Below are 14581 nucleotides of genomic sequence, written 5' to 3' on the forward strand. Positions count from 1 at the left end.
GGTGACGGGAGGGACGATGGTCGAGTCACGGGTCGAATTCATCGAGAGTCTGGCGTTGGTGCTGGCCGGATCCGGGCTGCAGCGGATGGCGGCCCGGGTGCTCGGCGCCGTGCTCTCGTCGGAGACCGGCAGTCTGACCGTACCCGAGCTGACCGAGACCCTGTCCGTCAGCCCGGCCGCGATCAGCGGTGCCGGACGCTCGTTGATCCAGGCCGGGTTCCTGATCAAGTCCCGCAATCCGGGTGAGCGGCTGGACTCGTACTCGCTCGGCAGTGATCACTGGTACGAGGCCGTGATCTCCCGCAATCCCGTCTATCCGCGGCTGGCCGCCGAGTTCGACCGCGGTGTCGACGCGGTCGGCGAGGACACCGCGGCCGGCCGGCGGCTGGCCGAGACCCGGGACTTCTTCAGCTTCGTGGCCGAACGGACTCCGGCGCTGGTCGCGGAGTGGCAGCAGCTCCGTGCAGCGCGCGGCGGAGGATCATGATCAACCAGATCATGCAGAACGGGATGATCGTCACGTTCTTGATCGCGAGCAACGCTGCCCAGAACAGGTCCTGAGCCGACGCCGGGACCAGCAGCGGACCGACGCCCTCGAGCAGGTTGTTGAAGATCAAGGTCAGGGCCAGCAGGTAGCCGGCGTGCCACAGCTGCACCCGCCAGGAGGCCACCAGGCCGCGCCCGATCCGCCGGGCCGACTCGGGGAACGACGACCCTTCGGGTTCGCGAGCCAGCAGCCGCCAGCCGAGCCAGGCGACGAACGCGGCCCGGACTCCGAACGTGAACACCTCCCCGGCCAGGTTCGCGGCGGCGGGCAGTTGATCGCCGAACAGCACGGAGCCCGCGCGCTGGATCGAGGCCAGGACGCCGAAGCCGAAGACGACCGGGTAGTTGCGGCCGAAGAACCGGATCGCCTCGCCGAGGGTGTCCAGGGCCTGCCGCCAGGTGGGACGTGTCATGATCGATTCCTTCAGAGAGGTGAATGGTTTAGATGACTAAAATAGTTTCATGAGCCGGGACGGACGACATCAGGGCAACCCTGGACCGGACCCCGGTGCGGCCGACCTCGATCCGGGCCGGCTGGGCGCCGAACTCAGCGACGCCATCGTGTTGTTCCACGAGGCGATCGGTGCGGTGAGCGGATTGTCGGCAACGGACCACAAGGCGTACGGGATCGTGGCCCGGCACGGCCCGCTGACCGCGACCGACCTGGCCCGCCGGACCGGTCTGACGCCCGGCGCGATCACCGGCCTGGTGGACCGGCTGGACCGGGCGGGGCTGGTCCGCCGGGACCGGGATCCGGCCGACCGGCGGCGGGTCGTGATCATCGCGGTGCCGCGGCCGAACCCGCGTGCGGCGGCCGCGTTCCGGTCACTGAGCCGGTCGATGGCCGAGCTCGCCGAGCGGTATCCGCCCGATCAGCAGGCCGCGATCGCCGACTGGATCGTACGGACGACGGCCGTGCTCCGTCGGGAGACCAGGGCCCTCACCGATGCCCCCGACGGGCTCTGAGGGCTCACCGGGCCGGGGCCAGCAGCGCGACCGGGTAGTCGGTCAGCAGGGTGGCGAGCTCGGTGGGCCCGCCGGCGACCTCCCGGCCGGTGATGCGGTCCCGGAGCCCGCTGGGCAGGTCGACGGTGCTGTCGGCCCAGCCGGTCCGGGCCAGCCCGACCGGTAGCCGGGTGGCGAGCGTGATCACGCCGCCACGGTCGAAGCCGACCAGGTGCGCGGCCGCGGGCCCGGTCGCCGGCACCGGCCGGTAGCCGGTGAACAGGCCGGGCACCTCCCGGCGCAGCCTGAGTGCGCACCTGGTCACCCAGAGCTTCGCCGCGCCGCTGGCGTCGACCGGGGGAGCATGATCAAGCCCGGCCAGCAGCGAGGCTCGCCGGCCGAAGTCGACCGGACGCCGGTTGTCCGGGTCGACCAGTGAGTCGGTCCACAGTTCCGTACCCTGATAGACATCCGGGACACCGGGCGCGGTCAGCTGGAGCAGCTTCGCGGCCAGCGCGTTGGACCGCGCCGGGCCGGTGATCATGGTGTCCAGCCGGTCCCAGGCCGCGCGTAGCTCGGGGTCGTCGTAGGCGAGGTCGACCGCCGTCCGCAGTGCGCTCTCGTACCCGGCATCGACCCGGGTCCAGCCGGTCTCCTCTGCGGCCTCCCGGGCCGCCTTCTCCGCGTACGCGTGCAGCCGGTCCCGTTCGATCGGGCCGGTGCCGGCCAGGGTCTGCGCCAGCAGGTAACCGAACCGGCGATTCGGCAGCCCGGTCCGGTCCAGGAAGGTCGTGGCGAAGCCGGCCCAGAGTTCACCGAGCTCCGGGAGTACGGCGAGCCGGGCCCGGACGTCCTCGCCGCGCTTGGTGTCGTGGGTGGACAGCGCGGTCATCGCGTCCGGGCTGCGGTCCAGTCGCCGCCGTTGCGCGGCATGGAACTCCTCGACCGTGCCGCCGACCCGGGCCGGATCGCCGCCCACCTCGTTGCCGCCGACGAACCTGCTGTAGCGGTAGTAGGCGGTGTCCTCGACCCCCTTGGCCATCACGGCCCCGGCCAGCTGCTGCAGCCGTGCCGCCAGCTCGTCGGCCGGATCGCGGAGCCGAGAATCCAACCCGGAAAGGGTTTCCGCAAGGTCCGGGCGCCGCCGCGTGGCCTCGTCGATGGCCCGGTCCAGCCGGTCGCCGCCGATCGGCAGGTAGGACCGGTAGACCTCGTAGGCGACGGCGACCTCGGCCAGCGCCTCGCCGGTCCGCTCGACGTCCGGGGCGAGCCGGGCCAGCCGCCGCTGCTCGGCCTGGAACAGGGTCTCGGCAACCATCCGCTTGCCGCGCTCGACGTGCTCCGCGAAGCTCGCGTCGTCGCCGGTCAGTTCGCGGTACAGCTCGGTCAGCGGCCCGTCCTGATCTTGGTCGCGGAGCACCCGGTCCACCTCGGCCAGGGCGTCGTACCCGGTGCTGCCGGCGATCGGCCATTCGGCCGGCAGTTCCTCGCCGGGCTCCAGGATCTTCTCGGCGACGATCCAGGCGTCCGGAGCGAGCCGGCGCAGCCGGCCCAGGTAGCCGGTCGGGTCGGCAAGCCCGTCCGGATGATCGATCCGCAGCCCGTCGATCCCGTCCGCGACCAGGTCGGCGATCTTGGCATGGGTCGCCGCGAAGACCGACTCGTCCTCGACCCGTACCCCGGCCAGGGTGGTGATCGAGAAGAACCGCCGGTAGGTCAGGTCATGATCACCGCGGGACCAGTGCACCAGTCGGTAGTGCTGTCGATCATGAACGGCCGCGGCGTCGTCGCCCTCGGACCAACTGCCCGGCGCCAGCGGGAACCGGTGCTCGAAATAGCGCAACTCGCCGTCGACCAGTTCCGGCGAGCCCTCGTCACCGAGGATCGGCAGGATGATCGGTCCGGCGGCCCAGTCGACGTCGAACCAGCCGGCGTAACGCGACTCCGGCCCGTGGGTCAGCACATCCCACCAAGCCGGATTCTCCTGCGGCACGGAGATCCCCAGGTGGTTCGGCACGATGTCGACGACCACGCCGAGCCCGTGCTCGCGGGCCGCCTCGAGCAGCGCCCGCCAGCCCGCGTCGCCGCCACGGTCCGGGTCGATCACCGTCGGGTCCGTGGTGTCGTACCCGTGATCGGAGCCGCTGGTGGCCCGCAGCAGCGGCGAGAGGTACACCGCGCCGACGCCCAGCTCGGCCAGATAGCCGGTCAGCTCGGCGGCGTCGGACAGGGTGAAGCCGGGTCGGATCTGCAGCCGGTACGTCGAGCTCGGGATCACCCGGCGAGCCTACGGGAATAGCTGCCGGCGGCGCTGGGTTGTCGTTGTGCGTGACTGATACCACTGCGCGCGATCGCGCCGACTTCTGGTTCGACCCGCTCTGCCCGTTCTGCTGGATCACGTCCCGCTGGATCCTCGAGGTGGAGAAGGTCCGCGACATCGAGACCAAGTTCCATGTGATGAGTCTCGCCGTGCTGAACGAGAAGCAGGACATCTCCGACGACTACCGGAACGGCGTCGCCCGCGGCTGGGCCCTGCAGCGGGTCGCCATCGCGGCCGCCCGGCTCAAGGGCGACGAGATCCTGAGCCCGCTCTACACCGCGTACGGCACCAGGATCCACAACCAGGGCAACAAGGACTTCGCCGAGGTGATCAAGGAATCGCTGGACGAGCTGGAGCTGCCCCTGGAGTTGGCCGAGGCCGCCGAGTCGACGGAGTACGACGAGGAGATCCGGGCCAGTCACCACGAGGGCATGGACAAGGTCGGCAAGGACGTCGGCACGCCGACGATCCACGTCAACGGTGTCGCGTTCTTCGGACCGGTGATCACCCGGATCCCGCGCGGCGAGGAGGCGGGCAAGCTCTGGGACGCGACGGTCACGCTCGCCTCGTTCCCGTACTTCTTCGAGATCAAGCGCGAGCGGACCGACTCGCTGCACTTCGACTGATCGACAACGTTCCCTGAGCTTGTCGAAGGGCAAGATCCGATCCGGCTCGGCCCTTCGGCAGGCTCAGGGCGCGCTGGTGGCGAGGCCGACCAGCGTGTCGTAGACGTCCTCGAACTCCTGGTTCGGCGAGGCGAGCGACGGGTCGGCGTCATAGGCGGCGACGATCCGTCGAGCCCCCTCCGCGTACGGCACCTTGCAGACGTAGGAGGGCACCACGGACTTGATCTTGGTGTTGTCGAACACGACCGAGTGCGCCTTGTCGCCGAGCAGGCCGGGTCCCTGGCTGGGCGCGTAGCGGGCGATGGTCTCGGAGGAGACGTGCACCAGATTCGGTTCGGCCCCGGCGGCGGCGCCGATCGCCCGGTAGACCTGGTCCCAGGTGAGCGCCTCGTCGGACGTGATCGTGAAGCTGTCGCCGACCGTCCGCCGGTCGCCGAGCAGCCCGGTGAACGCGACGGCGAAGTCGGAACTGTGGGTCAGGGTCCAGAGCGAGGTGCCGTCGCCGTGCACCAGCACCGGCCGGCCGGCACGCATCCGGTCGATGTCGGCGTGCCCGCCGAGCAGCGGCGTGCGCAGTTCGTCGTAGGTGTGCGACGGACGGACGATCGTGGCCGGGAAACCCTCGTTCCGGTAGGCGTCGATCAAGACGTTCTCGCAGGCGATCTTGTCCCGGGAGTATTTCCAGAACGGGTTGTGCAGCGGGGTCGACTCGGTGATCGGCAGCCGGCCGACCGGCTTCTGGTACGCCGACGCCGAGCTGATGAAGATGAACTGGCCGGTCCGGCCGCGGAACACCTCGATGTCGGCCGCCACGTGCTCGGGCAGGAACGCGACGAAATCGACCACCACGTCGAAGCGGCGGTCGCCGATCGCGGCGCGGACCGAGTCCGGGTCGCGGGCATCGCCGCGCAGCGCCTCGACCCCCTCGGGCAGCGGGCGCCGGGTGGTGGTGCCGCGGTTGAGCACGGTGAGCGCGATGCCGGCGTCGACCGCGCGCCGGGCGCACCAGCTGCTGATGGTGCCGGTGCCGCCGAGGAAGAGTACGGAGAGCGTCATGCGGGCCATTCTTCGCCACGATCCGGCAGGCGAGGCCTGACGGTAACCGGATTCCGAAACGTGGCGCAACGATTGCGAAACGTGGAAATCGGGCGGATACTACGACCTGGCCCTGAGTGCTCGACACGTGGTGTTCGACACCACCCAGGCTCATCATCTCGGGCGGAGGAACGGACATGTTGCGTCCCGCTGATCAGTCCGGCGACGCGTCGGCACAGTCCTCGCTGCTGCGCGGCCTGGCGTTGCTCGACCTGTTCTCCGAGCACGACGTCGAGCTGAGCATCAGCGAGATGGCCCGGCGCTCCGGCATCCCGAAGTCGACCACGCACCGGCTGGTCGGCGACCTGGAACGCTGGGGTGCGCTGGAACGCGGGCCGCGCGGGATGCGGCTCGGCGTCCGGCTGTTCGAGCTCGGCCACCTGGTGCCCGACCACGCGAAGCTGCGCGAGCTGACGATTCCGTACGCGCACACGCTGAACGAGATCACCCGGCTCACCTGCAACGTCGCCGTCCCGCGGGGCTCGGAGATCATCTACATCGAGAAGATCTCGCCGGCGGCGAACCGGGTGAACCACTACCGGCCGGGCGGCCGGGCCCCGATGCACGCGACCGGCCTGGGCAAGGCGATCCTGGCCTTCAGCTCGCCGGCGCTGGTGGAGTCGGTGCTGGCCGGCCCGCTGGAGGCCCGGACCGGCAAGACGATCACCCGGCCGGACCAGTTGCGCCGTGAACTCGCGCGGATCCGGGAGTCCCGGATCGCCTACGACGTCGAGGAATCCCGGCCCGGGCTGTTCTGCGTCGCGGCGCCGGTGTTCCACCGCCGCCGGACCGTCGTCGGCGCGATCTCGGTGACCGGCGCGACCGAACTGGCCCAGGCGCGGCAGTTCGCGCCGGTGGTCCGGTCTACCGCGATGGCGATCTCCCGGGCTCTGGATGCGGGCGGTCGGCACCGGGCTGCGAGCTGATCACCGGGCCGAAGGTCCGGGTCGCCGCGTCGAACCGCGCGGAGGGGGTCTCGAACACCCCGGCGATCGCACCCGACGTGATCAACTCCTCCGGCGTGCCGGACCGGACCGTGCCGTTGTCGATCAACCACGCCGCGTCGGCGGTCCGCAGGGCCAGCTCGACCTCGTGGGTCGACACGACAACGATCAGGCCCTGCTCGGCGGCCAGTTCCCGCAGCAGGATCATCAGCTCCACGCGGGCCCCGACGTCGAGGAACGAGGTCGGCTCGTCCAAGATCAACAACTCGGGCTCGGTGATCAGGGCGCGGGCCAGCAGGATCCGCTGCCGCTGGCCGTCGGACAGCTCGGCGAACCGGCGGTCGGCCCACGGCTGCGCGTGCAGGCGGTGCAGCACGCCGTCGACCAGGTCACGCTCCCGGGCACTCAGCCGTCCGGTCAGGCGCGCGTACGGATGCCGGCCCAGCTGGGCCACCTCACGCGCGGTGAGCAGGCCGGCGTCGACCCGGTCGGTCAGCACGACGGCCAGCCGACGGGCGCGTACCTGAGCAGGGAGGTGGTCGATCGGCTGGCCGTCCAGCAGGGCCCGGCCGGCCAGCAGCGGCTGCAGCCCGACGATCGAGCGGAGCAGGGTGGACTTGCCGGCGCCGTTCGGCCCGAGCAGTGCGGTCACCGTGCCGGAGTCGGCGTCGACCTCGATCCGGTCGGCGATCACGGCGGCGCCGGTCCGCGGCCGGTGGGCCCGGTAGCCGACGGCGACGCCGGTCAGGCTGAGGCGGTGTTCCATCAGACCGCTCCCGCCGCCAGTCGGCGCGACCGGACCAGCACCACCAGTACGACGGGCACCCCGACCAACGCGGACACGACGTTCACCGGCAGCACCAGGTCGCCGGGCGGCAGCTGGGTGATCATGGAACAGCCGACCGCGATGATCACTCCGAGCAGCAGTGTCGCCGGCAGCAGGATCCGGTGGTCCGAGGTGCCGATCAGAAGCCGGGCCAGGTGCGGTACGGCAATGCCGAGGAAGGCGATCGGGCCGCAGTAGGCGGTCACCGCGCCGGCGATGATCGCGGTCGCCGTGATCGCGGTGTAGCGGATCAGCCGGACCCGGACCCCCATCGTCACGGCATACCGCTCGCCGAGCAGCATCGCGTTCAGGCTCTGGCTCAGGCCGGCCAGGATGATCGCGGCGACGCCGACGATGATCATGAGCAGGACCAGGTCACCGCGCGGGACGCCGCTGAACGAGCCGAGCCCCCAGGAGATGAACTGCTGCAACCGTGCCGGTTCGGCGAACGCCAGTAGCAGCGAGGTGATCGCGCCGACCGCCGACGACACCATCACGCCGATGATCAACAGTGTGATCACCGAGGAGATCCAGCGGCCGAACAACAAGATCACCAACAGGACGGCGAGCGCGCCGGCCGCCGCCGCGACCACCACCCCGGCCCGGCCGGCACCGGTGATCGCGACGAACCCGGCGCCGACCGAGCCGCCGCCGAGCGTGACCAGGGCGACGCCGAGGCTGGCCCCGGACGAGATGCCGAGCACGTACGGGTCGGCGAGCGGGTTCGCGAACAGCGTCTGCATGACCAGCCCGGCCACCGCCAGCCCGGCTCCCGCCGTCGCCGCCGTACCGACGCGGGGGAGGCGGACCCGGTCCAGCAGCGTGGTCCAGGTCGGGTCTCCGGCATCGCCGGTGAAGAGGAACCGGAGCACGGCCGGCACCGGGATGTTGACCGTGCCGACCGCCGCCGCGACCGCGACCACGCCGACCGCGAGCACCAGCAGCCCGGCCAGGATCAGCACCCCCACCCCCCAATTCCGCCGACCGGTCACTGGTGCGGCGACACGCCGCGAGAACGGCTGCTTCGGTGACCGGTCGGCGGATGTCGTGGGGGTGGGGGCGGTCACGAGAGGGGTTGGTAGAAGGTGAAGGTGTGGTCGGGCAGCAGGTCGGGGTGGGTGATCGCGACGAGGTCGGCCAGGGTGAGGTCGGGCCGCAGCACGCCGAGCTCGAAGTAGTTGTTGCCGCCGGCGTCGTTGAGCTGCTTGCTCGGCGCCCAGAGTTTGCCCGACTTGTACGCGGTGAACTCGGCCAGCCGCGGCTCCTCGGCGGTGGCCTCCTTCTTGGTCCGCCAGTTGGCCGTGGTGATCCAGGTCCTGGCCGAGCCCGACTTGCCGAGGACGGCCTCCAGGTCGGTGTTGATCGACCCGGTGGACGGGTCGTCCTGCCACGGCCAGGTGCCACCAGCGTCCTTGATCATCTTGCCCGCGAAGCTGCCGCCGGCCGGGACCGACCAGACGCCCTGGTACGGCTGGCTGAGCACGAGGTCGACCGGTTCGGCGTCGGCGACCAGCTGCTTCGTCCTGGTGTAGTCGTCGCGGATCTTGTCGAAGATCGGTCCGGCCTCGGCCTCGGTGCCGGTCAGCGCCGCGAACAGCTTGAGCCACTCGGCCCGGCCGAGCGGGTCGGTCTCCAGGAACTCGGCGCCGCCGAGCACTCCGATGCCGGCGTCGCGGACCGTCGCATAGGCGGGTGAGTCGGTGCCGTCGGTGATCAGCACATCCGGCTTCGCGGCGACGATCGTCTCCGCGTCCGGCGTCCCGGCGGCCGCGTACTCGGTCACCTCGGCGCCGGAAGCCCGCTTCTTGGCCGCCTCCGAGGAGATGTACGCCTTCGCGGCGACCCCGGTCACCGTGTCCAGCTTGCCGAGCGCCTCGAGGGCGGGCAGGTGTGTCGTGGAGCCCGAGAAGAGGCTCGTCACGGGCGTCGTGATCACCTGCGCGCCGGCCAGGTCACCGGTCAGCTCCGGCTTCGGTGCTCCGCACCGGAGCAGGACGTAGCTCTCCGGCTTGCCGCCGACGACCGGCTGCTTCACCGTGACCACCTGGTACGACCCGTGGTAACTGATCGTGAAATTCTCGGCGAACTCGAGCTGCTGCTTCTGGGGGTAGTAGTCGGCCCCGGGATCGAAGCCCTGGACGCAGCCGGCGCTGTCGACGCCGGCCGGCGCCGAGGACGACGTCTGGGCCGGCGGTGCTGTCGTACCGCAGCCGGCCAAGCCGATCATGCTCGCGGTGATCAACAACGCGAGCAACCGCCCGCGGATGCCGTGAATGCTCACTGGTGCAAGGCCTTCCGGACCTCGGCCGCTGTGCGGCCGGACGTGGATCCGGCGGACCGTCCCTCGCGGCGCCGGACGCCCGGATCGGCGACCCGGACACCAGCGGCAGGTTTTCGGACTCGTGGGTTCCGGCCGTTGCCGACCTGCCGGCGGCCGCCGCTTCCCAGGCCCGCCTCACGGCTCAGGCCCAGTGCGTTCGGCGCGGTCGCCGTCGCCACTCACCGCTGCGGGGCAGTTCCGGGCTCGCACCGGATTCCCTCCCCGCTGGCGGCCGTCAGTCTAATCCCGATCCGCGACCAGGGCGCCCACCCCGGCGCGCACCCGAGCCGGGATGGCCGGCCTCGCCGGGCCATCCGCCGCGACCGCACCGAGCGGACGATCAGCCCCGGCCCTCCGCCGGTTCGGCCCGTCCGCGCATCCAATCGGCTTCGGGCGGCGCGGCCGGACGCTTTCGCTCAGATCTGACCGGAGTCGGAATCCCAGGTTGCCCGGCGCGTCACTCGGCCCAAGGGCCGACGCCGCCGATCCGGTCCACCTCGTAGCGGACCAGGTAGCCCGAGGTTCGCGGCGCCGGGAACTCCTGGCCCGGGCCCACGTACAGCTTCATCCAGTCGTTCAGCAGATCCCAGGCACGGTCGCTCTCGACGACGGTGCCGCGGGCCCGGAGCGTGACGTACGGGTGTTCCAGCTCGCCGGGCGTCCCGGGGGCGAGGAAGGACAGGACGGCTCGCGGATCCCGCTCGAGATTGCGCAGCTTGCGGATCCGGCCGAGGTGGGCCGTCACCAGGTCGTCGCCGTCCAGACCGGCCCAGACGACGGAGACCTGCGGGCCGCCGTCGGGGTTGATCGTGGTCAGGTGTACCAGCGGGCCGGCGGCGATCAGGTCGCGGAGTTCGTTCGGAAGGGTCAGGGTGCTCACGGAAATCGGCAACCGCGACGGGTGGGACGGTTATTCCGACGGCATCGCGGCTCCGGCATGATGTGGGTCATGCCCAACGGAAAGCCCGGTGATCATGCCCTGACCGACATCCTGGTGCACGGGTTCACGGTCTTCGGTGCCGAGCTGGACGGTCTGGTCCGCGAGATCGACGACCTCGGCGGCTCGGCGGACCTGGCCCGCGAGGTGGATCTGCGGAACTACGATCCGCGGCTCGGCGAGCCGGGCGATCGCGCGGAGCTACGGAAGCGGTTGATCACGCTGCGCAATCGGCTCCGGGCCGGCTGAGCCGGGACTCACCAGCCACCGCCACCGCCGCCGCCGACCCCGCCGCCGACCGAGCCGCCGCCGCCGAAGCCGCTGCCGCCGCCGGACCCGGATGATGCGGCCGTCATCGCGGCGCTGCTCGCGCTGGAGAACGCGTCCAGGCTGCTGCTGAAGCCGCCGGAGCCGTAGAACGCCGCGGCCCCGACGTACGGCCCGACATACCAGTCCGGCTGCGGCACGTCGTGGCCTCGGGCGGACAGATCGGCGAAGATCTTGGCCCAGCGGTCGGCAACCCCGAACACGATCGCGTACGGGAGATAGCGGGAGAACAGGTCCTCGCCCTCCTCGAACTTCAACTGCTCGGCCTCGGCGGTCTCCAGGTACAGCCGGAAGCCCTTGGCCTGGTCCAGCATCGCCGTGCCGGTGGCGGTCCGGGCCGGCATCCGGCCGGAGAACACGAAGGTCATCACGCCGAGCAGGACGATGCCGAGGCCGATGATGCCCCAGCCGATCGTCGCGGCCAGGACGGCGGTCGCGATCGCGCCGAGCACGACGATGCCGCAGCCGGCCAGGATCCAGAGACCGCGCACGGTGCCGGGGTTGGCCTTGAACCAGCCGCGTTCGTCGGTCACGTCGGTGAGCAGCTTGGCCGGTACGCCGGCGCCGGTGAGTCCGGCCATCGCCTCGGTCATCCGGATCGGGTTGCCCTTGTCGAACAGCCCGTTCAGCGCCGCGGACTCGTACCCGCGGAGCTGATCGGAGCCGCCCAGCCGGGTCAGTTCCCAGTCCTTGCCGCCGGGCAGCTTGGAGCCGGGCTCGGGCTCCACCTCGGCGATCCGCAGGTGCCCGCGGACCGCGAGGTCGATCACGGTCGCCGTCACGTCGCGCTGCTGCGCCTTCTCGTCGATCAGCGCGCCGACCTCACCGGGCCGGGCGTCGTCCGGCGGGGTGAAGCGGACCGCGACCGGGCCGCTGCTGCCGCCGACCGTGGTCGCCGCCCCGTCCGCACCGGCCGTCGGGGCCAGGCCCGGGGTCAGCCCGGCGAAGCGCTCGTCCCGGCCGCGGCGCCGGGCGATCGCGGCCAGGCCGCCGGTGCCGAGGGCCGCGATCAGCACGCCGCCACCGACGGTGATCGGGTTGGTGGTGAACGTGTTGCCGAGGTTGTGCCGCTTGGTCAGGATCGGCTCGGCACCGACGAAGGTGCCGCCCGGCCAGCCGGCGACGATCGTCATGCCCTGCCCTTCCGGCACCTCCGGCACTGTGAACTGCGAGCCGACGCCCGAACCCGACGCCTGGCACTGCTGCTGGCTGCCGGCCTGCCCGGTGAAGCACTTGACCGCGGAGATGTCGGCCGGGCCGTTGACGATGATCGACACGTTCCGCAGCGGCACCTCCCAGTTGCTGATCACGTTCCAGTTCAGCTCGTCCAGGCCGCCCTCGGCGCGCGGATTGATCAAGCCCCGGATCGTGTACTCGACGTGGTACGACTGCAGCCCGGAGACTTCCTTGTTCTCGTCGCCGATCTTGACGGCGAGCAGGCCGTTCTTGGTCTCGGTGTCGACGTCGGTCGGGGCCCCGGTGCCGCTGGTCACCGCGCCGAGCTCGATCGGGAAGCTGCGCCAGTGTTCCGAGTCGCCCGGGATGGCCTGCCGCGACGGCAGCACGAGGTACGGCCCGTGGCCCTCCTCGGCGCCGAAGTCGAAATCGAAGTCGACGCTGATCTTGGCGGTGCCGTCCTCGGCGAGCTGGACCGCCATCGCATACTTGGTGATCGCCCAGTCGTCCCCCTCGGCGGCGGCCGCCGGCGCGAGCGCGAAGAGGCCGGCCAGGGCCAGACCGAGGGCTGCGATCAGACGGACGAAGCGGGTGCCGGGTGAGCGTTTCACCCAGCCCACGATAGGACACGGTGTGGCCACGGGCGGGATGACAGATGTCATGGCCAACCGCTGACAATGCGGCTGGGTCGATCCGTCCGTACGCCAGCAGACTGAGACCCGTGAACGGTGAGCCATCCGAACCAGCCCTGGCCCTGACCGGCGTCCGCAAGTCCTACGGCTCGGTGACCGCGGTCCGTGACGTCGACCTGCGCATCGAGCCGGGCGAGATCGTCGCCCTGCTGGGACCGAACGGGGCCGGCAAGTCGACGCTGAACGAGATGATCTTGGGCCTGATCCGGCCGGACGCCGGCCAGGTCCGGGTGTTCGGCAGCGACCCGCTGACCGCGGTCCGGGACGGCCGGGTCGGTGCCATGCTGCAGGCCGGCGCGCTGCTCTCCGACTGCACCGTACGGGAGCTGCTGGCCCTGATGCACGGCCTCCACACGCACCCGCTGCCGCTCGACGAGGTGATCGAGCGGGCCGAACTGGCCGACTTCCTGAAGACCCGGACCGAACGGCTGTCCGGCGGCCAGGCGCAGCGGGTCCGCTACGCGCTCGCGCTGCTGCCCGACCCCGAACTGATGATCTTGGACGAGCCGACCGTGGCAATGGACGTCGAACTGCGGCGCCGGTTCTGGACGTCGATGCGGGACGTCACCGCGGACGGCCGGACCGTGTTGTTCGCCACCCACTACCTGGAGGAGGCCGACCAGGCCGCGGACCGGATCGTCGTCCTGGCGGCCGGGTCGGTGGTCGCCGACGGTTCCGGTGACGTGATCAAGTCGCGCGTCAGCGGCAAGATCATCGGGCTGGCCGCCGACCCGGCGCTCGACCTGGACGTGATCGGCAGCCTGCCCGGTGTGGTCCGGGTGGCCCGGGTCGGCGCCCGGCTCGAGCTGTCCTGCGACGACTCCGATCGAGCCCTCCGCGCGCTGCTGGAGCGGCAGCCCGCCGCCCGCGAGATCGAGGTCACCGCGGCCAGCCTCGAGGACGCCTTCCTGGCCCTGACCACCGAGGAGAGCACGGCATGAGAGTCACCACCGCCGGAATGACCGAGTCGGGCTCGCTCCCTGAGCTTGTCGAAGGGCAAGGCCCGATCCGGCCCGGCACTTCGTCAAGCTCAGCGCGCGGCGGCCTGCGCCCGGTGCTCCACTACACGCTGCACAGCACGTTCCTGACCGCCAAGAACGTCGGGTACGTGATCTTCACCTTCAGCCTGCCGCTGGTCATGTACGTGCTCTTCTCACAGCTGTTCGGGTCGGCGCCGTCGGCGGCCGGGGTCGAGTACTCCGCGTTGATCATGGTGTCGATGGGCAGCTACGGAGCGCTCGGCGCGGCGATGAGCGGCGGCGCCTACCTGGCCGTCGAACGGAAGTCGGGCTGGTTCCGGCAGCTCGGCCTGACCGCGCTGCCGCCGCAGTCGTTCCTTTGGGCCCGTGCCGCGGTGACGATGATCTTGGTGCTGCCGTCCATCCTGGTGGTGGACCTGGCCGGCTTCCTGATCGGCGGTGTCCGGGCCCCGCTCGGGGTCTGGCTGGCCTCGATCGGGCTGGTCTGGATCTCGCTGATCCCGATGATCGTGCTCGGCCTGGTGATCGGGCTCTGGGTGAAGACCGAGGCGGTCGGCGGGCTGACCACGCTGTTGCTGATGGCGCTCGCGCTGCTGGGCGGCCTGTGGATGCCGATGGAGTTCATGCCGCCCACCCTGCAGCTGATCGGGCGAGCCCTGCCGTCGTACTGGATCGGGGAGTTGGGCCGCTTCCCGTTCCTGCCGACCGGCACCGCCTTCCCCTGGATCGGGATCGCCGTGCTCGCCGGCTGGGCGGGGATGCTGACCCTGCTGGGCGCGCTGGGCTATCGTCGAGCCATCGCCAGCAGCAAACGGTGAATGCGACCCGTGCCTGCGCAAGGACCTCG

At 71.0% G+C, this 14581-nt stretch carries 15 protein-coding genes and 1 riboswitch; of the genes, 7 read left to right on the plus strand and 8 right to left on the minus strand.

The genetic code is table 11. The features are described 5' to 3' along the window. Positions 1-16: 16 nt before the first annotated feature. Positions 17-487: a GbsR/MarR family transcriptional regulator gene (locus tag AC6CCG_RS14460; protein ID WP_496655245.1), complete on the plus strand. Its 471-nt coding sequence runs from the start codon at positions 17-19 to the stop codon at positions 485-487. Here the strand turns inward: AC6CCG_RS14460 and AC6CCG_RS14465 are convergent. Then, on the minus strand, positions 408-959 hold the full coding sequence (locus AC6CCG_RS14465; RefSeq protein ID WP_496655246.1) for a hypothetical protein: 552 nt from the start codon (positions 957-959) through the stop codon (positions 408-410). The genes AC6CCG_RS14460 and AC6CCG_RS14465 overlap by 80 nt on opposite strands. 49 nt (positions 960-1008) lie before the next feature. Between AC6CCG_RS14465 and AC6CCG_RS14470 the strand changes: the two genes are divergently transcribed. After that, entirely contained in the window at positions 1009-1512 is a 504-nt protein-coding gene (locus tag AC6CCG_RS14470) for a MarR family winged helix-turn-helix transcriptional regulator (RefSeq protein WP_496655247.1), read from the plus strand. 4 nt (positions 1513-1516) lie between these two features. On the opposite strand, the gene treY is transcribed toward AC6CCG_RS14470, so the two are convergent. Next, complete coding sequence (treY, locus tag AC6CCG_RS14475; RefSeq protein ID WP_496655248.1) at positions 1517-3769, minus strand: malto-oligosyltrehalose synthase; 2253 nt, start codon at positions 3767-3769, stop codon at positions 1517-1519. Positions 3770-3819: 50 nt separating this feature from the next. On the opposite strand from treY, the gene AC6CCG_RS14480 reads away from it, so the two are divergent. Next, a complete protein-coding gene (locus AC6CCG_RS14480) occupies positions 3820-4437 on the plus strand; it encodes a mycothiol-dependent nitroreductase Rv2466c family protein (RefSeq protein WP_496655250.1) in 618 nt (205 codons plus the stop codon). A gap of 63 nt (positions 4438-4500) precedes the next feature. Here AC6CCG_RS14480 and AC6CCG_RS14485 read toward each other — a convergent pair whose 3' ends face one another. Then, entirely contained in the window at positions 4501-5493 is a 993-nt protein-coding gene (locus tag AC6CCG_RS14485) for an SDR family oxidoreductase (RefSeq protein ID WP_496655251.1), read from the minus strand. A gap of 176 nt (positions 5494-5669) precedes the next feature. On the opposite strand from AC6CCG_RS14485, the gene AC6CCG_RS14490 reads away from it, so the two are divergent. Beyond that, positions 5670-6458: an IclR family transcriptional regulator gene (locus tag AC6CCG_RS14490; RefSeq protein WP_496655252.1), complete on the plus strand. Its 789-nt coding sequence runs from the start codon at positions 5670-5672 to the stop codon at positions 6456-6458. On the opposite strand, the gene AC6CCG_RS14495 is transcribed toward AC6CCG_RS14490, so the two are convergent. The 4 genes from AC6CCG_RS14495 to AC6CCG_RS14510 all read right to left on the minus strand — a co-directional run bounded on the left by AC6CCG_RS14495 (position 6397) and on the right by AC6CCG_RS14510 (position 10502). After that, positions 6397-7242, minus strand: a complete 846-nt coding sequence (locus tag AC6CCG_RS14495) for an ABC transporter ATP-binding protein (protein ID WP_496655253.1) — start codon at positions 7240-7242, stop codon at positions 6397-6399. The two genes, AC6CCG_RS14490 and AC6CCG_RS14495, sit on opposite strands and share 62 nt — an antisense overlap. Then, a complete protein-coding gene (locus tag AC6CCG_RS14500; RefSeq protein WP_496655254.1) occupies positions 7242-8270 on the minus strand; it encodes a FecCD family ABC transporter permease in 1029 nt (342 codons plus the stop codon). Before AC6CCG_RS14500 ends, AC6CCG_RS14495 begins: the two co-directional genes overlap by 1 nt. Before the next feature lie 95 nt (positions 8271-8365). Then, positions 8366-9583 (minus strand): ABC transporter substrate-binding protein, encoded by a 1218-nt coding sequence (locus AC6CCG_RS14505; RefSeq protein WP_496655255.1) that lies wholly within the window; start codon positions 9581-9583, stop codon positions 8366-8368. An 87-nt stretch (positions 9584-9670) separates the two neighbouring features. Then, positions 9671-9874, minus strand: a riboswitch (cobalamin riboswitch). Between the two features lie 205 nt (positions 9875-10079). Further along, entirely contained in the window at positions 10080-10502 is a 423-nt protein-coding gene (locus AC6CCG_RS14510; protein ID WP_496655256.1) for a PPOX class F420-dependent oxidoreductase, read from the minus strand. Between the two features lie 69 nt (positions 10503-10571). On the opposite strand from AC6CCG_RS14510, the gene AC6CCG_RS14515 reads away from it, so the two are divergent. After that, positions 10572-10808 carry a hypothetical protein gene (locus AC6CCG_RS14515; protein ID WP_496655257.1) on the plus strand — a complete coding sequence of 79 codons (237 nt, stop codon included), beginning with the start codon at positions 10572-10574 and terminating at the stop codon, positions 10806-10808. An 8-nt stretch (positions 10809-10816) separates the two neighbouring features. Here AC6CCG_RS14515 and AC6CCG_RS14520 read toward each other — a convergent pair whose 3' ends face one another. Then, positions 10817-12673 (minus strand): DUF2207 domain-containing protein, encoded by a 1857-nt coding sequence (locus AC6CCG_RS14520; protein WP_496655258.1) that lies wholly within the window; start codon positions 12671-12673, stop codon positions 10817-10819. Positions 12674-12783: 110 nt separating this feature from the next. On the opposite strand from AC6CCG_RS14520, the gene AC6CCG_RS14525 reads away from it, so the two are divergent. Both AC6CCG_RS14525 and AC6CCG_RS14530 read left to right on the plus strand, forming a co-directional pair. Then, positions 12784-13695 carry an ABC transporter ATP-binding protein gene (locus AC6CCG_RS14525; protein ID WP_496655259.1) on the plus strand — a complete coding sequence of 304 codons (912 nt, stop codon included), beginning with the start codon at positions 12784-12786 and terminating at the stop codon, positions 13693-13695. Continuing rightward, on the plus strand, positions 13692-14552 hold the full coding sequence (locus AC6CCG_RS14530; protein WP_496655260.1) for an ABC transporter permease: 861 nt from the start codon (positions 13692-13694) through the stop codon (positions 14550-14552). The genes AC6CCG_RS14525 and AC6CCG_RS14530 overlap by 4 nt, the downstream gene beginning before the upstream one ends. Positions 14553-14581 lie beyond the last annotated feature (29 nt).

The sequence above is a fragment of the Microlunatus sp. YIM B11417 genome (assembly GCF_059617205.1).

What these genes read in the sequence shown, in the direction of transcription:
- AC6CCG_RS14460 (WP_496655245.1), top strand. Translation starts at nt 17, where the DNA reads ATGGTCGAGTCACGGGTCGAATTCATCGAGAGTCTGGCGTTGGTGCTG.
- AC6CCG_RS14465 (WP_496655246.1), bottom strand. Translation starts at nt 959, where the DNA reads ATGACACGTCCCACCTGGCGGCAGGCCCTGGACACCCTCGGCGAGGCG.
- AC6CCG_RS14470 (WP_496655247.1), top strand. Translation starts at nt 1,009, where the DNA reads ATGAGCCGGGACGGACGACATCAGGGCAACCCTGGACCGGACCCCGGT.
- AC6CCG_RS14485 (WP_496655251.1), bottom strand. Translation starts at nt 5,493, where the DNA reads ATGACGCTCTCCGTACTCTTCCTCGGCGGCACCGGCACCATCAGCAGC.
- AC6CCG_RS14490 (WP_496655252.1), top strand. Translation starts at nt 5,670, where the DNA reads ATGTTGCGTCCCGCTGATCAGTCCGGCGACGCGTCGGCACAGTCCTCG.
- AC6CCG_RS14495 (WP_496655253.1), bottom strand. Translation starts at nt 7,242, where the DNA reads ATGGAACACCGCCTCAGCCTGACCGGCGTCGCCGTCGGCTACCGGGCC.
- AC6CCG_RS14515 (WP_496655257.1), top strand. Translation starts at nt 10,572, where the DNA reads ATGCCCAACGGAAAGCCCGGTGATCATGCCCTGACCGACATCCTGGTG.
- AC6CCG_RS14530 (WP_496655260.1), top strand. Translation starts at nt 13,692, where the DNA reads ATGAGAGTCACCACCGCCGGAATGACCGAGTCGGGCTCGCTCCCTGAG.